This is a genomic window from Streptomyces albus subsp. albus (genome assembly GCF_000725885.1).
GTDB lineage: Bacteria > Actinomycetota > Actinomycetes > Streptomycetales > Streptomycetaceae > Streptomyces > Streptomyces albus.
The window spans coordinates 94934-115384 of sequence record NZ_JODR01000001.1; the positions used below are offsets into that span (position 1 = coordinate 94934).

Annotated in this window: 16 protein-coding genes; 12 read left to right on the forward strand and 4 right to left on the reverse strand. The window is 74.0% G+C overall.

From position 1 onward, the window contains the following. Position 1: 1 nt before the first annotated feature. The gene (locus IO40_RS0100355) at positions 2 to 1876 is read right to left on the reverse strand and encodes a S1C family serine protease (protein ID WP_031174606.1); all 1875 of its coding nucleotides are present in this window, start codon (positions 1874 to 1876) and stop codon (positions 2 to 4) included. A gap of 652 nt (positions 1877 to 2528) precedes the next feature. On the opposite strand from IO40_RS0100355, the gene IO40_RS0100360 reads away from it, so the two are divergent. From IO40_RS0100360 to IO40_RS0100370, 3 genes are all read left to right on the forward strand, one after another. Beyond that, positions 2529 to 3395, forward strand: coding sequence for a glycerophosphodiester phosphodiesterase family protein (locus IO40_RS0100360; protein WP_031028013.1), 867 nt, complete (start codon positions 2529 to 2531; stop codon positions 3393 to 3395). 245 nt (positions 3396 to 3640) lie between these two features. Further along, positions 3641 to 4174 (forward strand): ATP-binding protein, encoded by a 534-nt coding sequence (locus tag IO40_RS38170; protein WP_033228225.1) that lies wholly within the window; start codon positions 3641 to 3643, stop codon positions 4172 to 4174. Between the two features lie 439 nt (positions 4175 to 4613). Then, positions 4614 to 5612 (forward strand): DUF5926 family protein, encoded by a 999-nt coding sequence (locus tag IO40_RS0100370; RefSeq protein WP_031174609.1) that lies wholly within the window; start codon positions 4614 to 4616, stop codon positions 5610 to 5612. Positions 5613 to 5870: 258 nt separating this feature from the next. On the opposite strand, the gene IO40_RS0100375 is transcribed toward IO40_RS0100370, so the two are convergent. Together IO40_RS0100375 and IO40_RS34625 are read right to left on the reverse strand one after the other, a co-directional pair. Continuing rightward, on the reverse strand, positions 5871 to 6404 hold the full coding sequence (locus IO40_RS0100375; protein ID WP_016472164.1) for a hypothetical protein: 534 nt from the start codon (positions 6402 to 6404) through the stop codon (positions 5871 to 5873). 278 nt (positions 6405 to 6682) lie between these two features. Then, the gene (locus tag IO40_RS34625) at positions 6683 to 7408 is read right to left on the reverse strand and encodes a bifunctional DNA primase/polymerase (RefSeq protein ID WP_031174610.1); all 726 of its coding nucleotides are present in this window, start codon (positions 7406 to 7408) and stop codon (positions 6683 to 6685) included. An 803-nt stretch (positions 7409 to 8211) separates the two neighbouring features. On the opposite strand from IO40_RS34625, the gene IO40_RS0100385 reads away from it, so the two are divergent. From IO40_RS0100385 to IO40_RS0100395, 3 genes are all read left to right on the forward strand, one after another. Then, positions 8212 to 9750, forward strand: a complete 1539-nt coding sequence (locus IO40_RS0100385; RefSeq protein ID WP_078659676.1) for a PP2C family protein-serine/threonine phosphatase — start codon at positions 8212 to 8214, stop codon at positions 9748 to 9750. 171 nt (positions 9751 to 9921) lie between these two features. Beyond that, the gene (locus IO40_RS0100390; protein ID WP_016472161.1) at positions 9922 to 11364 is read left to right on the forward strand and encodes an aminopeptidase P family protein; all 1443 of its coding nucleotides are present in this window, start codon (positions 9922 to 9924) and stop codon (positions 11362 to 11364) included. A gap of 297 nt (positions 11365 to 11661) precedes the next feature. Beyond that, positions 11662 to 12741, forward strand: coding sequence for a PP2C family protein-serine/threonine phosphatase (locus IO40_RS0100395; RefSeq protein ID WP_016472160.1), 1080 nt, complete (start codon positions 11662 to 11664; stop codon positions 12739 to 12741). A gap of 35 nt (positions 12742 to 12776) precedes the next feature. On the opposite strand, the gene IO40_RS0100400 is transcribed toward IO40_RS0100395, so the two are convergent. After that, entirely contained in the window at positions 12777 to 13220 is a 444-nt protein-coding gene (locus IO40_RS0100400; RefSeq protein WP_016472159.1) for an ATP-binding protein, read from the reverse strand. Positions 13221 to 13441: 221 nt separating this feature from the next. Between IO40_RS0100400 and IO40_RS0100405 the strand changes: the two genes are divergently transcribed. The 6 genes from IO40_RS0100405 to efeB all read left to right on the forward strand — a co-directional run bounded on the left by IO40_RS0100405 (position 13442) and on the right by efeB (position 20428). After that, positions 13442 to 14320: a hypothetical protein gene (locus IO40_RS0100405; protein ID WP_016472158.1), complete on the forward strand. Its 879-nt coding sequence runs from the start codon at positions 13442 to 13444 to the stop codon at positions 14318 to 14320. A gap of 348 nt (positions 14321 to 14668) precedes the next feature. Continuing rightward, on the forward strand, positions 14669 to 15385 hold the full coding sequence (locus tag IO40_RS0100410; RefSeq protein WP_016472157.1) for a YcnI family copper-binding membrane protein: 717 nt from the start codon (positions 14669 to 14671) through the stop codon (positions 15383 to 15385). A gap of 98 nt (positions 15386 to 15483) precedes the next feature. Next, complete coding sequence (locus tag IO40_RS0100415) at positions 15484 to 16152, forward strand: SCO family protein (RefSeq protein ID WP_030409004.1); 669 nt, start codon at positions 15484 to 15486, stop codon at positions 16150 to 16152. Beyond that, positions 16149 to 16670, forward strand: a complete 522-nt coding sequence (locus tag IO40_RS0100420) for a copper chaperone PCu(A)C (RefSeq protein WP_030409003.1) — start codon at positions 16149 to 16151, stop codon at positions 16668 to 16670. The genes IO40_RS0100415 and IO40_RS0100420 overlap by 4 nt, the downstream gene beginning before the upstream one ends. 10 nt (positions 16671 to 16680) lie before the next feature. Continuing rightward, entirely contained in the window at positions 16681 to 18864 is a 2184-nt protein-coding gene (locus IO40_RS0100425; protein WP_033228223.1) for a copper resistance CopC/CopD family protein, read from the forward strand. A 19-nt stretch (positions 18865 to 18883) separates the two neighbouring features. Then, positions 18884 to 20428, forward strand: coding sequence for an iron uptake transporter deferrochelatase/peroxidase subunit (efeB, locus tag IO40_RS0100430; RefSeq protein WP_016472153.1), 1545 nt, complete (start codon positions 18884 to 18886; stop codon positions 20426 to 20428). Positions 20429 to 20451 lie beyond the last annotated feature (23 nt).

Genomic DNA, 20451 nt, shown 5'->3' on the forward strand with positions numbered 1-20451 from the left:
GTCAGTCGTCGCCCTTCCGGGTGCCGAGGGTCACCTCGACGGTGCGCTCCTTGCCGTCCCGTTCGAAGGTCAGCTTGACCTTTTCGCCCGGCTTGTGGGACCAGATCGTGCCGATGAGGGTGGGGCCGCTGTCGATCACCGTGTTGTCGAGCTTGGTGATGACGTCACCGGGCTCCAGGCCCGCGTCGTCAGCGGGTCCGTTCGGGGTGACGGGGTCGGTCCCGTTCTCGCCGGTGCGCGAGATGGTGGCGCCGCGCCCCTCGCCGCCGAGCTCGACCGTCGCGCCGATCACCGGGTAGACGGGCTCGCCCGTCCTGATCAGCTGCTTGGCCACGCGGTCCGCCTGGTTGGAGGGGATGGCGAAGCCGAGGCCGACGCTGCCGGACTGGCCGCCGTCCATGCCGCCACCGCCGCCGCCCGACTGGATGGCGGAGTTGACGCCGATGACCGCGCCCTGTCCGTTCAGCAGGGGGCCGCCGGAGTTGCCCGGGTTGATCGAGGCGTCGGTCTGGAGGGCGTTCATGTACGACGCCCGGCTGCCCTGGCCGTCGCTGGAGGCCACCGGGCGGTTCTTCGCGCTGACGATGCCGGTGGTGACCGTTCCGGACAGGCCGAAGGGGGCACCGATCGCGATGGTCGCGTCGCCGACGGCCACGTTGTTGGAGTCGGCCAGCGGCAGCGGGTCCAGCTTGCGGTTCCCGACGCCGCTCAGCTTGAGCACGGCGATGTCGTACCCCTGGGCGTTGCCCACGACGTGTGCGTCGTACTTCTTGCCGTCGGAGAAGGTCGCCGTCAGCTTGCCGCCCTGCGCGGCGTTGGCCACCACGTGGTTGTTGGTGAGGATGTGGCCTTCCTTGTCGAAGACGAAGCCGGTGCCCGTCCCTTCCTCGCCGCCGCCGGAGGAACGGATCGTGACAACGCTGGGCAGCGCCTTGGCCGCTATCCCGGCGACCGACTTGGGGGAGCGGTTGAGCTTCCCGGGGTCGCCGGAGGAGCTGATCGTGGTGCTGCCGCCGTTGGCGCTGCGGTCGGCCACCCAGTAGCCGATCCCGCCGCCGACGCCGCCCACCACGAGGGCCGCGACGACTACCGCGGCGACCAGGCCGTTGCGGCGCTTCCGGCCGCCCGGCTCCGGGGCGCCCGGGCCCGGCGGCATCGCCCAGGGGTCGTGGGGCGGGACGCCGCCGCCGGGGGCGCCGCCGTACGGGGGCGGGGGCGGGGGCGTGCCGTCCCCGGCGCCGTAGCCCCAGCCGCCGGGCTGTCCCGTGCCGCCCGCGCCCGGCCCCGCGGGGCCCGCCGGGCCGCCCGGTCCCGTCGGGCCGGCGGTCGTCGGATCCTGCTTGCGCAGATCGGGCGACGCGGCTGCCGGGGACGCGGCCGGGACCGGCGGGGTGTCGGGCTGGGACGGGACGGACGACGGCGGTGCGTCGGCCGGCGCCGGGCGGACCTCGTCGGCGGCTGCGCGTTCCGCGGTGAGTGCTCCGGTTTCGCTACGCGGGTCGACGGAGGCTTCCTGCGACGTCTGTACGAGCGTGTCCGTCGCGGTGCCGCCCTGCCGGGCCTCCGCGTCCTGGACACCGGCACTGTTCGGCGTACGGCCGGCGGCGGTCTCGGCACCCGGCGTACGGGCGGCGGTTCCGTTGCTGCCGGCTGAGGCCGAAGGGGAGGAGGACGCGGCGGACGCTTCGGACGCGGCGGACGCTTCGGATGCGGTGGCGGACGCGGAAGCGGCGGACGGGTCGGGGGAGGGCAGCGAGAAGTCGCCGTCCTCGCCGCTCGTCGGGGCGCCGGCGGACGGGGCCTGGGCCGGCGCCGGAGGCGTGGGGTCCGACCCCGCCGCAGGCGGCACGGAAGCGCCCTCGTTCTCGGTGCTCACAGCTCACTCCTCATCAGGTACACGACATCGCAGGGACGGGTGCGGCCACGTATGCGGGTATCCAAGGACAGCTTTTCCCATCGCACGTCAGGCGGGCGTAAGCCGTTCCTGAGCGGTCCCGCCCACGTCCTTACATCGGGCCGATGCGGAACAGTACGGAAGAAACCGGACGTATCCCCCGAACCGTCCTCTGCCGACGCGTACGGCGCGCACCGCACGGACGGCCCACCGCCGTACCGCGCCGCCACCCGCGACGGCCCGTGATGTCCCGCGATCACAGCACCCAGCCTATGCGCGCCCCCACCGGACCGCCCCTCGGCGGCCCCGCGTCCGGACCTCCCGACGGCGACCACCCGACGGACGCGACCTCCCGGCGGACGCGGCCTCCCGGCGCGCGGGCAGTCACCCCCGGCCTGCGGCGAAACCGTCGGCGGCCCCCTGAGCACCGGAAAGGGGCCGCGGCGTATCCGCGGACGGGCCGCGGGCCGGGCGCAGTTGCGCCGCAGTCGGGCCGCGCGGCGGACGGACACCGTGCGCCCCGCGTCGCCCGTGCGCGGCCTACCGCACGGCGTACCGCACCGCACCGCCGACAGGCACTCCCGGGCCTCGCCCCGCACGGCGTACGCACCGCCCGCGGTGGCACCATGATCCGGTGAGCATCGACAGCGACGCCGGGCCGGGCCGCCGTCCCGCCCGCCGCCCGTCCGTCATCGCCCATCGCGGGGCGTCCCAGGAGGCACCGGAGCACACTCTCGCCGCCTACCGCCGTGCCATCGAGGAAGGGGCCGACGCCCTGGAGTGCGACGTGCGGCTCACAGCCGACGGCCATCTGGTCTGCGTCCACGACCGCCGCGTCAACCGCACCTCCAACGGGCGGGGCGCCGTCTCCGCACTTGAGCTCGCCGACCTGGCCGCACTCGACTTCGGCTCCTGGATGGACCGCCACGCCGACCCGTACGAATCGCCGGACACCACCTTGGACGCCGGCGACAGCGCCGCCCGGAACGGCACCGGCACGGCCGACCCCGAACGCACCTCCGTGCTGACCCTCGAACGGCTGCTCACGCTGGTGGAGGAGGCGCCGCGGCCGGTCGCGCTCGCCATCGAGACCAAGCACCCCACCCGCTGGGCGGGCCAGGTCGAGGAGCGGCTGCTGGAGCTGCTGGACCGGCGCAGGCCGCGCACACCCGTGCGGGTGATGAGCTTCTCCGCACGGTCCCTCCAGCGCATCCGTACGGCGGCGCCGCACATCCCGACCGTCTTCCTGATGCAGTTCCTGCTCCCCCGGCACCGCGACGGGCGCCTGCCCAACGGGGTGCGCGTGGCGGGGCCGAGCATCCGGCTGCTGCGGGCCCACCCGGAGTACGTGGCACGGGCGCACCGCGCGGGCAACGAGGTGCACGTGTGGACGGTGGACGAGCCGGAGGACGTCGATCTGTGCGTACGGCTCGGCGTCGACGCGATCATCACCAACCGGCCCCGGCAGGTCCTCGACCGGCTCGGTGTGCCCCCGTCCTGACGCCGCCGGTCCCCCGGCGCCGGGGTGCCGTGCCCCGGCGCATGCGCCGCCTACGGCAGTACGGCCAGTGCGTCAAGAGAACGGATGTGGCCGGTTTCCGCCGCACTCGTCGGGGGCATTCATCCGGATGGCGTGGGGCAAAGGAGGTCTCGGGGGTGGCGTTGGTGGTGGCACAGGAGGTGCCTACTTCGTCGACCATGGCCGTGCCCCATGGTCCGTCGGGTGTACGCGTCGCACGGCGCAGGATGCGCGAGGAACTCCGCGCATGCGGGGCACCGGACACGGTCGTCGACGATGCGATCTTGATTCTTTCGGAACTTCTCAGCAACGCGTGCCGTCACGCACGGCCGCTGGCGGAGGGTCCGACGGCCGCGCACGGGGCGGACGACGGCACCCCCACCGTGCGGGCCTCGTGGCGGCGTGACACACGGGGCGAGGTGACCATCGCGGTCACCGACGGTGGTGGTCCGACCCGTCCACTTCCGGCCAATCCGTCGGTCACCGCTCGCGGCGGCAGAGGGCTCGCCATCATCACGGCGCTGGCCCGTGACTGGGGCGTACGGTCCGAGCCGGCCGGCCGGGCCACCCGCGCCCCGGCCGCCGGTATCGCGGACCGTGCCGTCGCCGACGACGAGCCCGCAGTGACGGTCTGGGCGGTCGTACGCCCCGACACCTCCTTCAGCGGCCGGGTCGCCGCGAGTCTGGAGGGTCTCGACAGCGGCTTGGAAGGCGAACACGGCGGCGGCTTCGACCTCGCCTCCGTGGAAGAGCTCAGGTAACACCGCCGGCGACGTCCCGCCGGTAACGGCAACCACGGGCGAGCGACGTCCCGCCGGTCACGGTGGCGGTCGCCGCAGCCAAGACCGTGCGGCGCCCACCGGGGTACGGCTGCACGGTGGTACGGCTCCACGGCCGCACGGCGTCCACCCGGGGTGCGACTCCACGGCAGTACGGCGCCCACGGGCCGCACAGCTACGGCACCCACCGGCCGCACGGCGCGCCCCAACGGTGGTACGACGCGCGCCCCACGGCAGCACGGGGAAGCCCACAGCGTCCCCCGCACCGTCCCAGGACCGCCCCGAACGGCCCCGTACGGCCCCGGCACGGTCCCCGGCGGCGTACGGCGGCCGGGTCCGCGTCACGCGGGCAGCGCCGCGTACCCGGCAGCCACTAGGATCGCGGCGCCTACACATGCCGCACATCTGGAGAACCGCTCGCATGGCAAAGAAGCGCCGACCCCAGACAGCCACCGGGGCCCCCGCGAGGGCGGCGGCCGACGGGAACTACCCGGTCGTGGGGGCGCGCCAGCCGTGCCCCTGCGGTTCGGGACGCCGCTACAAGGCGTGCCACGGAAGGGCCGCCGCGCAGGCCGCGACCGAGCTGGTGCGTCGCCCGTTCGAGGGACTGCCGGGGGAAGCGGACTGGGTCGCGCTGCGCGAGCTGGTACCCGCGGCCACCGCCCGGCTGACTCTCAAGGACGGCCTGCCGGAGGGTGTGCCGGCGGTGACGCTGGCGACGGTGCTGCCGATGGCGTGGCCCGCGCTGCGCCGGGAGAGCGGCGAGGTGCTGCTGGGCCTCCAGAACGACACCGCCTCGGGTGACCTGAGCCGGGATCTGGCCGACACGCTGACCCGTGCGCTGGCCGCCGAGCCGGGCACCCCCGTCGACGCGGGCCGCGCCGATCCGCAGGGGCCGCGCCTCCAGGACCTGCTGGACCTGGACGCGCCGTTCACGCCGCAGGTGCACTCGGGGTTCGAGTTCTGGCTGGAGGGCGAGGAGCAGCCGACCGGCGAGGTCGCCGCCTCGCTGGAGAGCGCGAATTCGGCCGCCATCCCCACCGCCCGGCTGACCGGCGTGGAGGGCGCCTACTGGTGCCAGGTGCCGGACAAGAACCATCTGCGCTGGGTGATGATCCACCCGGAGGAGCAGCTGCTGGACGCGCTGGCGCGGCTGCACGCGGCGAGTGCCTCGTCGCTGGGCGGGCCCGCGGCCGGTACGGACGCCGAGAGCTCCCGGCTGGTGGGTTCGTTCCGTGCGCACGGGCTGACGGTCCCGGTGTGGGACCTGCCGTCCGGGATGACCGCGGAGGACTGCGAGAAGCCCGCCGCCGCGTTCGCCGAGCGGCTCGGTGAGGCGCTGGCGGTGACGGCGCCGCTGAAGGCGGAGGAGCGCCGGGCGCGCAGCGGTCTCATCAACCGTCAGGTGACGCTGAACTGAGGGCAGTCGGGAGATTCGGTAGAGGCTTCACGGAGAACCTGTGACCGTGAGTTGGCTCACATCGGGGGTCCAACTTGCCCTACTCCCAGGTAAATCGGCGTCCGGATCCGGGCGATCGAATTTGCTAACCGCCGATCTCTTGTTACGGTTCTAGGAGCCCGGTCGCTGGTGCATCCCCCGTCGCCAGCGACCGGGTTCTTTTTGTGGGCCGTGACGCCCGGTACGGGGCGTCCCCGTACGGGTGGGCGAGCGATCGCCCTAACTCCTTCTGACGGCCGGTGAGTTGCTCCCGGCCCGCAGCCAACGCCGCTCCCCCTCGGGTGAGCTGACCTCGGCGACGGCGGTGTAGGCCTCCCGTACCGCCGCTTCGCCGCGGACCTCCCTGGCGCCGGTGCGCTTCGTCTCGCACGTCCGGTGCCTGCCGTCGCCTTGGAGCGTGCAGTGCACCCGTACCGTGCGCCCGTCCGGTCCCCGCAGGGTGAGCACCGCCGGCAACGGGCTGCGGGTCGCGTTGCGGTAGGCGGCGCGGGCCCAGACCTCGTCACCCTGCGTGCGCACACAGGTGCGAAGGCTCACCCCTTCGGGAGCGGTGCTCTCCCTGCCGCAGAAGGACGCCGGACGTTCGGGCCCGGAGCGCACCTGGCGGGGCTGAGCGGCCTCGAACGCCTTGGCCGCCAGCCGGGCGTCCTCCCCGGCGACCGCCGCCGCGAGCGGAAGCGCGGCGATCAGCCCCACCGTGCTGGCGAGGGCGATCACGCCGAGCCGGGGCGCGCGCTGTTGCGGCTGGAGCATGAGAGGACCCACCTGGACGGAGCGGAACGGGGACGGACGTGGTGACACGGAGAAGCGGGGCGCGGGGATGCGACGCGGTGGTGAGCGGGCGGGAAGCGGGCCGACTGATGAGGTGAACATATCGGGGTCAAGGCGGCATACGCGCGCGTCGGGCGTCCGTTTTCCCCACAACTCCGCACCGCTGTGACCCGTTCGAGTGAACGGGTCGTGCACCTGTTTCCGGCCCGCCCCCGGCCGCCGCGAGCGGTCGGCAGCCGGGACGGCGGCCGGGCGGACGGTCAGTAGCTGAGCCGGCTGCCCGTGTCGGGGGTCGCCGCGCTCTCCCGTACGAGGACGTCGAGCAGCGTCTCCAGACGGGGCAGCCACAGGCGGCCCCGCGCGTCGCGCTCCGGCTCGCGCTCCCAGCGCACCTTGCCGGCCCCGGTGACCGAGCCGGGCAGCGCGACATAGCCACCCTCGCCGTGGAACCGCAGCGAACTGGGCACCCAGTCCTGGGCGTACAGCAGCTCGCCCAGCTCCTCCAGGGCGTACGGCTCGACCAGCACGGAGAAGCGGGTGGGGGTCGCCAGGACCGGTCCCGGCCGCACGCCGGTGCGCTCGAAGGCGGCCAGCGCGCGGGCCCCGGCGACGGCGGGCAGGCTCAGCGCGCAGGGCGCCGTGCCGCCGGTCGCGAGGATGACGGGGGCGTCGGGGCGGTTGGTCCACCACCAGCGCACCATCGCCTCGTCGGTGGTGGCCGCGAGCAGCACGGGGTCGAAGGGGTGGGCGCCGGGCACCACGCATTCGGGGTCGCGGCACGCGCAGACGGCCGCCTCACCGCGTCCCGCGCAGGACGCCAGCGCGGCGCCCGGGACGACGGGCCACTGCCACTCGATGGCCGCCGTCAGCGCCGTGTTCCACAGTTCGGAACCCTGGGGATACCGTCCGGGCCGCGTTCTGAACCGCCGACTCCACAGCTGCGCCCAGGGCCGCAGGGAGCGTCGCCTTCCGGGGATCTCGCGCATGAGCGCTCGTTCCTTTCCGTGAACGCCGAACAACGCCGGACAACGCCTACTAAGCAAACAATGCAAAGCCGAACACATCGAACACATCGACAACGCCGGATCCGCCGAACCACCTGCGAACGGCGCGGGGAACACCACCTGCCTGGGCCGGACGGACCGGCCCGACCGGGCGACCGCGCTGATCTTCGCTGACCGAACGCCGACTGACCGTGCCGATCGCCCCCCAGACCACTACACGACGTGATGCGATTACCGTGCGTGCCAAGCAGCGCGTCATGCTGCGGGACGAGCGTGGAACAGGGCGGGGGTGGCGCACACATGGCGTTCGCGTTCCGGGCTGCCACCTGCGCCGATACTGCTCGTACTTGCTCGTTGCCCGCCGAGAACTCCCCCAGCCCCGGGCTGGGAGGTACCCCGGAATCCGCTCGTACCGCGTCCGTGCTGCCTGGTGCAATCCCGCGACTGGTGCAGTCCCGTGAAGAGCGGGCGGGGCCCGCTGCTTACTAGGACGCCATGTTTCCCCACAGGGTTCCGTACCCGCAGCTGCGGTGCCAACGCGCTGCCGAATGGCCTCAGTCGACCGCAGTATGCATGCCAGGTAAGCAATTTTCAGCCAATCTTTCCGACCCTCGGCCTGCCCCCGTGAGCCGGCACCGTTCCCCGGACATGCTCGGCACCGCGGTACACATGCTGGACATGCCCCAGCAGCATGTGTACATGTAGTGGCATTGATGGCGGAGCAGTACGACATGGGGGTTCGCGATGCTATTGAGACAGTTCACCCGCAAACCGAGCCACCGCCCATGAGCTCCCGGCGCCTGCCGAAAGTGGCTGGAATCCAACCACCGGTTTCCCCGAACTCCCCGGCCGCGGCGGGTTCGTCCGGCTCGGCCGAGTCCCCGCCGACTCCGGCCTCCTCCCCGGCCACCTCCTCCCCGGCCTCCCCCGTGGCACCGTCGGCGGCGGCTCCCGGGCCGGCGGTCCCGGCCCCGGCGGCCGTGCCCGCCGCCGCCCGCGCCACCGTCGGCCGGGCCGGCAGCGGCGCACCTCCCGACGCCTGCGCCCCGGCCGAGAGCCTGCCGGCCGACCGCGACCGGATCTGCGATCTGTCCGCCCTCCTCGATCTGACCACCCGCCTCCTGCGCACCGACTGCCTCGGCAGTGCGCTGCGCGAGACGCTGCGCGCCGGTGCCGCGCTGCTGGGCGCCTCCCGCGGCATGGTCGTCCTCGCCCCCGGCACCCGGCCCACGGCCCGGCCCGGCCTCACCCCCGAACGCACCATCGGACTCGGCCTGGAACGCGCCGATCTGGGTGAACTCGAGACGGTTCCCTGCCCCACAGCAGGCAGCGAGCCCGCGCCCGCCGCCGGCCCCGGCGTCGCCTGCCCCGACATCGCCGCCGACCGGCAGCTCACCCCGCACCACCGGCAGGTCGCCGCCCGCCTCGGCTACGCCGCCACCTACGCCGTCCCGTTGCGCACCGATTCCGGCACCCGGCTCGGCGACGCCGTCTGGCTCTACGACGACCCCCAGGAACCGACCGCCCGCCAGCGCGAACTGCTCGGCGGATACCTGCGGCACGCCACCGAGCACTGCGCCCGCCTCGGCGAACTGGCCCGCACCCGCGCCGAGTCCGCCGTCCTCGGCGAGGAACTGCTGCCCGCCACCCTGCCCCGGCTCCCCGGGGTGACGCTGGCGGTGCGGCACCGCACGACGCCCGCGGGCGGCGGCGACTGGTACGACGCGCTGCCGCTGCCCGACCGGGCCGTCGGGCTCGCCGTCGGCTCGGTCACCGGCGAGGGCCCCGCGGCGGTTGCCGCCATGGGCCGGCTGCGGGCCTCCCTGCGCGCGTACGCGGTGATGGAGGGCGAGGACCCGGTCGCCGTCCTCTCCGATCTGGAACTGCTGCTGCGGCTGACCGAACCCGCCGCCTCGGCCACGGCGCTGTTCGCCTACGCCGAGCCCGCCACCCGCAAGATCCTGCTGGCCGGCGCCGGACACTGCGCACCGCTGATCGTGGGGCCCCGCCGGGTCGAGCCGGTGGAGACCGCCGTCTCCGCCCCGCTCGGCATGCTGGCCTGCTGGGAGGCGCCGAGCGCGGAGGTCGTCCTGGCCGAAGGCGAAACGCTTCTGTGTTACACCGACGGGCTGCTGCACCGCACCGGCCAGTCCATGGACCGCGCCTTCGCCCGGCTGCGCTCGGCCGCCGCCGGGGCGCCGCGGGCCACCCGCCAGGACCCGGAGGCGCTCGTCGACCACGTGCTGCGCACGGTGCTGCCCGAGCCCCTGGCCGATCTGCCGGACCACCCCGAGGACGTGGTGGTGCTCGCGGCCCGCTTCTGACCGCCCGCTTCCGGCCCGGCACCCGGCCCGCGGCCCCGGCACCCGGAGCCGCGGCGGGTCCGGCACGGCGCCGCGCCCCGCAGGCTGAAGGTCACATCCGCACGGCTCTGGACCAGCCGTGTGCCCCCCATACGATGGAAGGTGGTTTTATCCGTCCAAGAGGAGGCAGACGTGGCAGACGACGCCGCTGACGAACAGCCGATCAAGCAGCGGAAGAACGGCCTGTACACGGGCGTCTCCGACGAGCTGGCCGAGAACATGAAGTCCGGCTGGGCCGACACCGAGCAGCGGGACCTGGAGCCGATCGCCCAGGTCGCCGAGGTGGCCCGGCGCCGCGAGCGGCTGTCGGAACGGTTCCCCGGCGAGCGTCTGGTCATCCCGGCGGGCAACCTCAAGACCCGCTCCAACGACACCGAGTACCCCTTCCGGTCGTCCGTCGAGTACGCCTACCTCACCGGCAACCAGACCGAGGACGGGGTGCTCGTCCTGGAGCCCACCGGCGAGCGGGGGCACCGCGCCACGCTCTACCTCCTGCCCCGCTCCAACCGGGAGAACGGCGAGTTCTGGCTGGACGGCCAGGGCGAGCTGTGGGTCGGCCGTCGCCACAGCCTCACCGAGAGCGAGCAGCTGTACGGTCTGCCGTGCGCCGACGTACGCACGGTCACCGACGTGCTGCGCAAGGCGACCGGCCCGGTGCGCGTCGTGCGCGGCCACGACGCCGGTGTCGAGGCGGCGCTGGCCGACAAGGTCACCGCCGAGCGGGACGAGGAGCTGCGCGGCTTCCTGTCGGAGCTGCGGCTGGTCAAGGACGAGTTCGAGATCGGCGAGCTGCAGAAGGCCGTCGACTCGACGGTGCGCGGTTTCGAGGACGTCGTCCGCGTGCTCGACAAGGCCGAGGCCACCTCCGAGCGGTACATCGAGGGCACCTTCTTCCTGCGCGCCCGGGTGGAGGGCAACGACGTCGGCTACGGCTCCATCTGCGCCGCCGGGCCGCACGCCACCACGCTGCACTGGATGCGCAACGACGGTCCGGTCCGCTCCGGCGAGCTGCTCCTGCTGGACGCGGGGGTGGAGACCCACACCCTCTACACCGCCGACGTGACCCGCACCCTGCCGGTCAACGGCCGGTTCACCGAGCTCCAGCGGAAGATCTACGACGCGGTGTACGAGGCCCAGGAGGCGGGCATCGCCGCCGTCAAGCCGGGCGCCAAGTACCTCGACTTCCACCACGCGGCCCAGCGGGTGCTGGCCACCAGGCTGGTCGAGTGGGGGCTGCTCGAAGGGCCGGTGGAGCGCGTGCTGGAGCTGGGTCTCCAGCGCCGCTGGACCCTGCACGGCACCGGTCACATGCTCGGCATGGACGTGCACGACTGCGCGGTCGCCCGGCGCGAGACCTACGCCGAGGGCACCCTGGAGCCCGGTATGTGCCTGACCGTCGAGCCGGGGCTCTACTTCCAGGCGGACGACGAGACGGTGCCGGAGGAGTTCCGCGGCATCGGCGTGCGCATCGAGGACGACATCCTGGTCACCGAGGACGGCAACCGGAACCTGTCCGCGGCGCTGCCGCGCAGCAGCTTCGATGTCGAGAGCTGGATGGCCGAACTCCGGGCCTGAGGGCCGGTTCACGGCCTAAGATCCGAGCACAGCGGCAGGCCCCGGATCCGGGGCACAACGGGACGCACCGGGCAGGAAACGGACGGTACGGACGGGTGAGCCGGCGCGGGGGAGACCCGCTCCGGCCGCCCGGGCCGCCCCCGTCGGACGTCCGGGCCGGGCGGACCGGAGGACACAACCGGCCGGCAGGCGGGCCCACCAGGCCCGCCGGTACGGCACGGACAAGGGGACGGAGTGACGGCACAAGCCCGCTGAGCCTGTCACCGACGAGGAAGAGAGCGCGCTTTGGTCTCCCGGATGAGGACCGGACTGCTGTCCGCGTTTCCCTTCCTCGCCATGGCCGCGGTCGGTGCCGCCGACATGATGGGCGGGCCGGGGATCGGTCTCCAGCCGATGATGGCGCTCGGCCCCGCGTTCGCCGGCCTCACCGGCGGCAAGCGGCGCACCGCGCTGGTCGGGGCGCTGGCGATGGCGCTGTCGATCGCTCTGAGCCTCTACAACGACCAGTTCGGCGAACGCCGCGGCAACGCCACGCTGATATCCGTCGCGGGCGTCTCCGTCGCCGCCCTGGTGGCCACGGCCATGCGCCAGCGGCGGGAGGCCGAACTGGCCAACGTGCGCTCCATCGCCGAGGCCGCACAGCGCGTCCTGCTGCGCCCCGTACCGCGCGGCGCCGGCCGGCTGCGGGTCGCCGTCTCCTACACCTCCGCCGTCGCCGACGCCCGCATCGGCGGCGACCTCTACGAGGTGGTCACCTCCCCGCACGGGGTGCGCGTCATCATCGGTGACGTCCAGGGCAAGGGTCTTGAGGCCGTGGAGACGGCCGCCGTCGTACTCGGCGCCTTCCGCGAGGCCGCCTACGACGAACCCGACCTGCCCGCCGTGGGGGAGCGTCTGGAACGGGCCCTGGACAGACACCTGCTGGGCGAGAAGTTCGTCACCGCCGTACTCGTCGAGGTGCCGCACGGGCAGGGCACCCGCAGCGCCACACTCCTCAACTTCGGTCACCCCGCGCCGCTGGCGATCCGCCACGACGGCAGCGTGCACTTCGCCGAACCGCCGCGCCGCTGCCTGCCGCTCGGCCTGGGCCTGCACGGCAGCGACCCGCCCAGCCCGCACGAGGTGCCCTTCGCACCCGGCGACCAGCTGCTGCTCTACACCGACGGGGTCACCGAGGCCCGCGACGGCGACAATCACTTCTACCCGCTGGACCAGCGCGCCCATCTGCTCAAGGACCCCGATCCGGAAGGCGCCCTGGAGGCCGTGCACCAGGACATCCAGGAGCACGTCGGCGGCACCCTCAACGACGACGCGGCGATGCTGCTGCTGCGCTACCGCGACTACTCCGTACCGCGGCGGCCCGCCACCGAGGAGTGACCACCGCCCGCCGGGACACGGGCAGCAGGGGGCGGTCAGGACGCCGTCAGCAGGGAACCCCCGCGCCGGGGCAGGACCTTGTCGAAACTGACGACCGCCCCGCCCTGCCCGGGCCGGTTGCGGAACCGTACGTGGTCGGCGAGGGATTCGATCAGATACAGCCCCCGGCCGTTCTCCGCCTCGTCGGCGCAGCGGGCCCCGTCATGACCGACGGGGAAACCCGGCCCCGTGTCGGCCACCTCGATGCGGCACCGGTCGCCCTCCAGATAGGCGGAGACACGGTACGCGCCCGCGGGCTCACCGTCCGCGCTGCCGTGCTCGACCGCGTTCGCGCACGCCTCGGACAGCGCCAGGGACATGTCGTAGGCCACCTCGGGATCGACCCCCGCCGCCTCCATCGAGCTCAGCAGGAGATGCCGCGCGAGCGGCACACTGGCGGCTTCGCGCCGTAGCCGGAGAGACCACCACAGGCTGCTCATGCTCACCCTCCACGCGGCTCGACACACGGCTTACCTATTGCCTGCGCACCGGACGGGTACGCGGCGCCGTCACGATGACCCCCGTACGGCGGAAACGCCCGCGCCGCGCCGCGCCGCCCGCGCGGGCCCTGCCGGTGTTCCAGAGGTCTCTCGAAGCCCGGCGGAGCACTGCCGGACCTGCCGTTCACCGCAGCCGCGCGCGGTGAGATGATGGCGCGGCCATGACTGCCGGTACGGACCTGAGAGTGCTGCGGGCCGCGATCTTCGCCGCGGTCTGCGTCACCGTGTCCGCCGCCGGGCACCTCCTCGCCGCCGACGCGGCGATACCGCCGGGTCCGCTCGCGCTGGGCTTCGGCTGCGTCTTCCTCGTCGCCCTCGCCCTCGCCGGCCGGGAACGCTCCCTGCCGGGCATCGCCGCGCTCCTGGCCGTGGGGCAGTTCGCGCTGCACCTGGTCTTCTCCCTCGGCTCCACGCCGCCGGCCGGCGGCTCCGGGCAGGCCGCGGGCGGCTCCCCCGGGCACCCGGGCGGGGTCCGCGCGCTCGCCGGGAAACTGCTGTGCAACCACAGCGCGATGGGCATGAGCGAGGCCGAGGCCCGCCGTGTCGTCGCCCGCGCCGGACTGGACCCGCAAGCCGCAGCAGCCGCCACCGGCGGCGCCGAGGGCGCGGGCCACGCCGGGCACGCCGGGGTGCACGCCGTCACCGGCACGCCCTTCCCCGAAACGCCGCTCGACTGCCTGCGGGACGCGGCACGCGCCGCCGTCGGCATGTTCGACGCGCCCATGCTCCTCGGCCACCTGTGCGCCGCGCTGCTGCTCGGCCTGCTGCTGCGGCGCGGTGAGGCGGCCCTGTGGCGCCTGGTGCGGCTCTCCGCCGACACCGCCGCCGCGGCCGACGAACTCGTCGCGGCACTCGCCCTGGGCCGGGCCCTGGCCTACGTGAGGGCCCTGCACGCCGGGCTGCTGCCCAGGACGCCGCCGCGGTCCGCCTCCGGGCCACCCCGCGACGAGGTGGCACCGCCCTCCGTCACGCTGGAGCACTCGCTCGCCCGACGCGGACCGCCCGCGCGCCGGGCGGACGCCTTCCTGCTCGCGGCCTGACGGCCCGGCACGGACACAGCGCCCCTCCCGCGCCCCCACCCCCACGGCACCGGGCCCCGGCTCGCGTGCGGCCACTGACTGTTCGCGGTCGTGCACGGTCGCTCTCGGGCCGCCGACCGCCGTCGTCCCGTGACGCCCGCGGGGCACCGGTCCGCCCTCGTCACCGCGACGACGGCCCGGCTGCCCTCCGGGCCGACGACGGTCCGGTACCGGCTGCCGTGCCGGCCGAGTGCTGCGGGGACGCGGGGCGCGCGGGCCGGTTGCCTGCGCCGTACTGCCGTGCCGTGTGCCCGCGCGTCCGCCCGCTCCCGGTCCTGTCACTTCTCCGTGCCACTCAGGAGCACACTCATGAAGATCGCCAACCGTCGCGTCGTCACCGTCGGTGCGCTCGCCGCCGGCGCCGTCCTGCTCGTCGCCGGCCCCGCCTCCGCCCACGTCAGCGTGGACCCGCAACAGGCGCCCAAGGGCGGTTACAGCACGGTCAACTTCAAGGTCCCCAACGAGAAGGACGACGCCTCCACCGTCAAGCTGGAGGTCACCTTCCCCGCCGACCACCCGCTGGTCTCCGTGATGCCGCAGCCCGTACCGGGCTGGGACGTCAAGGTCGAGAAGAAGAAGCTCGACAAGCCGCTGGTCTCCCACGGCGAGAAGATCACCGAGGCGGTCTCGAAGGTCACCTGGAGCGGCGGCAAGGTCGAGCCGGGCCAGTTCCAGCAGTTCCCCGTCTCCATGGGGCAACTGCCCGAGGACGGCGACCAGCTGGTGTTCAAGGCCCTCCAGACCTACGACGACGATGACGTCGTACGGTGGATCGAGCAGCCGCGCAAGGGCGAGCCCGAGCCCGAGAACCCGGCGCCGGTGCTGAAGCTGACCGCCGCCCAGCAGGAGGAGACGGACGGTTCCTCCGCCGGTGACGGCAAGGCCGCCGAAGCAGCCGCGGCCTCCTCCGACAGCGGCACGGACTCCGATTCCGACACCACCGCCCGGGTCCTGGGCGTGGTGGGCATCGTCGTCGGCGCCGCGGGCATCGCCTACGGCGTCCTCGCCGGACGCCGTCGCGCCTGACCCACACCCGCGAGGGGCGGTGCGGCCCGGGCCACCGCGCCGGGGCCGCACCGCCCCCGCACCCTCCCCTGTCCCCCAGCACGATGCGGACCAGCACTATGCGCACCACGAGAACGGCCACCGCAGCAGCGACCCTCGCCGTGGCCGCCGCCCTCGCCCTGACCGGCTGCGGTTCCTCCGACAGCGGCGACAAGGCCGCCGACCGGCCCGCGAAGGTCGAAGGCGGGCAGCAGAAGAAGGGCGGCACGGTCCTCGACCAGCCCTTCGCCAAGCCCGATCTGAAACTGACCGACACCCACGACGAGACCTACGACTTCATCGAGGAGACGAAGGGGCACCCCACGCTCCTGTACTTCGGGTACACCAACTGCCCGGACGTGTGCCCGCTGACGATGAGCAACATCGCGGTGGCCAAGTCGAAGCTGCCCAAGGAGGAGCAGAAGGACCTGCGGGTCGTCTTCGTCACCACCGACCCGAAGCGGGACACGCCGAAGGAGCTCGGCAAGTGGCTGCGCGGCCAGGACCCGTCCTTCATCGGGCTGACCGGTGACTTCGACACCATCCAGGCGGGCGCCCGGAGCGTGGGCGTGAGCGTGGAGCCGTCGTACAAGAAGAAGAACGGCGACATCGTCTCCACGCACGGCGCCCAGCTGCTGGCGTTCTCGCCCAAGGACGACAAGGCGCACGTCCTCTACACGGAGGGCAACACCGACCCGCGCATCCTGGAGAAGGAACTCCCCAAGATCGTCAAGGGGGAGAAGCCGTGAGCGCCCGTCCGTCCCGCGCGGTGCGCCGGCCGCTCGCCGCCGTCGCGTGCGGCGCCGCCCTCACCCTGGCGCTCGGCGCCTGCTCCTCGTCCGGTGACGACGGCGGTGCGGGCGGCGGCAAGGGCAAGGGCACCGCCTCGGACAGCAGCCGCCCGCAGTTGAAGATCAGCGGCGCGTACGTGCCGCAGCCGCCGACCGACAAGATGGCCGGCGGTTTCCTGACCGTCCGCAACAGCGGCGGCACGGCCGACGAACTCACCTCCGTCAGCAGTGACGTGGCGGGCGAGGTGGAGATCCACAGGACCGTCAAGCAGCGGATGGAGAAGGTCGACTCCCTGCGGGTGCCCGCCCACGGCACCCTCACCCTGGGGCGCGGCGGCAACCATCTGATGCTGATGGATCTTGAGCGCAAGCCGGTGAAGGGCCAGACGGTCACCTTCGTCCTGCACTTCGCCGAGTCCGGTTCCGTCACGGTCAAGGCCCCGGTCGAAGCGACGAACTACACACCCGAGAAGTGAGGTCGCAGGCGTGCCGCACACCACCGAACCCCGCAGACGCACCGTCGGCCGGGCCCTGGCGCCCGGCCGGTCCGCCGCCCGGCCGGGCGTGCTTCCCCGCGCGCTGCTGGCCGCACTGCTGGGGGGCCTGGCGCTGCTCGGCGTCCTGGCCACCGCGTCCCCTGCCGCGGCGCACGCCGCGCTCACGGGCAGCGATCCGGCCCAGGGCTCGGTGGTGCGCGACGCGCCCGAGCAGGTCTCGCTCGACTTCTCCGAGGGCGTGACCATGTCCGAGGACTCGATCCGGGTCCTCGACCCGCACGGCGAACGCGCCGACACGGGGAAAATCCGCGACACCGGCACCGCCGGGAAGGTGCAGCGCACCGTCTCGCTCAAGCCGGGCGTCCCGCAGGGCACCTACACCGTCGCCTGGCAGGCGGTCTCCGCCGACAGCCACCCCGTCTCCGGCGCGTTCACCTTCTCCGTCGGCAAGCCCTCCAAGACCACCGCCACCGTCCCGCAGGAGGACAAGAACACGGGCGGCGGCGCGGTAGGCACGCTGTACGGGATCGGCCGGTACGCCGCGTACGCGGGGTACGTGCTGCTGATCGGCGGGGCCGCGTTCGTGCTGCTGTGCGCGCCGCGGGCCGCCTCCTCCCGCGCCGTGCAGCGGCTGACCGTCACCGGCTGGACCGTGCTGACGGCGGCCACGCTGGCGCTGTTGCTGCTGCGCAACCCCTACACCGGGTCCGGCAAGCTCGCCGATGTCGCCGACCTCGGCGGACTGGGCGACGTGGTGGCCACCAAGCCGGGCGCCGCACTCGTCTCCCGGCTGCTGCTGCTGGCGGCGGCCGGACTGTTCGTCTCGGTGCTGTTCGGCGCGTACGCACGGCGTGAGAACGGCGGCCGGGACACGGACGGCCGTACGGGCGGCGCCACGCAGGGAGCCGCCGCCGACGCGGGCACCGGCAGCGCGAAGCCCGACGGGACTGCCGCCGAGGGGACCGGGACCGACGGCGCGGAAGCGGTGCGCGAGCGGCGCGACCTGCGCTACGGGCTCGCCATCGGCGGCACCGTCGTGGCCGCCGGTCTGGCCGCCACCTGGGCGATGGCCGAGCACGCCTCCACCGGCCTCCAGACAGCGGTAGCCATGCCCGTGGACGTGCTGCACCTGCTGGCCGTCGCCCTGTGGCTGGGCGGACTGGCCGCACTCTTCTGCCTGCTGCGCTGGGGCCCGTCGCCCACCGGCGCCGAAGCGCGGCGCTTCTCCCGGGTGGCGTTCACCAGTGTGACCGTGCTCGCCGCGACGGGGCTGTACCAGTCGTGGCGGCAGGTGGGCACCCTGGACGCGCTCACCAGCACCTCGTACGGACAGCTTCTGATCGTCAAGGTCGTGCTGGTGGCCGCCTTGGTGGCGGTCGGCTGGTTCTCCCGGCGGTGGACGGCCCGTCTGACGGAGGACCCGGCGGCCGGCGAGCGCCCGCAGGCCGCCCGCGCGGCGGCCGTCCCCGGCAGCCGCAGCCCCGAACGCGCCGCCACGCCGGCCGGCACCGCACGGGCCGCCGGCACCACGCGGCCCAGCGCTCCCCCGGCCGGCGAGGGGGACGAGCCCGAGGGTGACGGGGCCGCACCGGCCGACCCCGTACGCGCCGCGCAGCTCGCCCGGCAGCGGGCCGCCGCCAACGCCGCCCGGCGGCGCCGGCAGCGCGAGGCCGATCCGCAGCGCAGCGGACTGCGCCGCTCCGTCCTCACCGAGGCCGGGATCGCGGTCGTCCTGCTGATCGTCACCACCGTCCTCACCAGCACCGAACCCGCCCGTACGGAGGAGCAGGCACGGGCGGCGGGCGGCGCCTCGCAGGGCGCTTCCGGGCCCGTCGACGTGAAGATCCCCTTCGACACCGGCGGCCCCCGCGGCAAGGGCACCGCGGAGCTGGAGCTCGACCCCGGTACCAGCGGCGAGAACACCCTGGAGCTGCGCACCACCGACCCCGCGGGCCGGCCCGTCGAGGCCCCCGAGGTGAAGGTCTCCTTCACCCTCCCCGCGAAGGACCTCGGGCCCCTGTCGGTGACGCCCGAACCGGTGAGAGGTGAGAAGGGGCGCTGGAAGGCTCCCGACGTCCGGCTGCCCCTGCCCGGAAAATGGAAAGTCGCCGTCACCGTCCGCACCTCGGACATCGACCAGGTGACCGCGTACAAGACCGCCACCATCGGCTGAGCCGGAACCGAGCGACACGATGAGCACGCACAGCGACAAGCACACCGCCGGGGACACCACCGGCGACGGCGCCGTCCCCGCCCCCGCACCGGGCGGCGGAAAGAAGACCCCGCGCGCCGGGCGGCCCGCGAAGACCCGGCGTACCGGGGGGCCCGGCACCGCAGGCGGCGGCAAGCCGGGCGCCCAGCGCGCCACGGCCCCGGACGACGCACCCGGCACCGCGGGGGCCACCCGGCGCAGGCCCGGCGCGCAGCGCGGTGCCCCGGACGGGCACGCGGAGGGGACTGCCGGAAAGACGGCCCCGCAACAGCACGCGGCGGGCGCGGGCAGCGGCGCCGGGGTGTCCCGCCGGCGGCTGCTGGGCGGCGCCTCCGCGGCGGGCGCGGCCGGGCTGGTGCTCGGCGGGGCGGGCGGCGCCTGGGCGCACTCGGCGGCGCAGGGCGACCCGCCGCCGGCACTGTCCTCGCTGGGCTCCTCCCGGGTGCCCTTCCACGGCACCCACCAGGCGGGCATCCTCACCCCGGCCCAGGCGCACGGCCATCTGCTCGCCTTCGACCTGGTGCCGGACGCGGGCCGCAAACAGGCCGCCGCACTGCTGCGCCGCTGGTCGGACGCGGCACGGCGGATGATGGCCGGACAGCCGCCGCGCGACGGCGACCAGGACACGGGGATCGCGCTGGACGCCGGCCCCGCGTCGCTGACGGTGACGTTCGGTTTCGGCCGGTCGTTCTTCACCCGTACGGGTATGAAGGACCGGCTGCCCGAGCAGCTGGCCCCCCTGCCCGACTTCTCCGCGGACGCGCTGGACAAGAAGCGCTCCGACGGCGACCTGTGGGTGCAGATCGGCGCCGACGACGCACTGGTCGCCTTCCACGCACTGCGCGCCCTCCAGCGGGAGGCGGCGGGCACGGCACGGGTGCGCTGGCAGATGACCGGTTTCAACCGTTCGCCGGGCGCCACGGACCGGCCCCGCACCACCCGCAATCTGATGGGACAGCTGGACGGCACCAACAACCCCTCCCCGGACGACGACGACTTCACCGAGCGCGTCTTCGTGCCCTCCTCGGGCGAGCCGTCCTGGATGGCGGGCGGCTCCTATGTGGTGCAGCGGCGCATCCGGATGCTGCTGGACACCTGGGACAAGCAGTCGCTGAAGGAACAGGAGAAGGTCGTCGGACGCCGTAAGTCGAACGGCGCCCCACTGTCCGGCGGGGACGAGCACACCGCGCCCGACCTGGAAAAGCGCGGCGCAGACGGGCTGCCGGTGATCGCGGCGAACGCCCACATCCGGGTGGCGGCGCCCGAGACGAACGGCGGGGCCGCGATGCTGCGCCGCCCCTTCTCCTTCCACGACGGCTTCCGCGACGACGGCTCCCCGGACGCCGGGCTGCTCTTCCTGGCCTGGCAGGCGGACCCGCTGCGCGGTTTCGTGCCCGTCCAGCGCAAGCTCGACCGGGGCGACGCGCTGTCGGCCTTCCTGCGGCACGAGGCCAGTGGTCTGTTCGCCGTACCGGGCGGCCCGGCCGAGGGCGAATACGTGGGGCAACGGCTGCTCGAAGGCTGAGACCGGCGCCCGGCGGGGGTGCG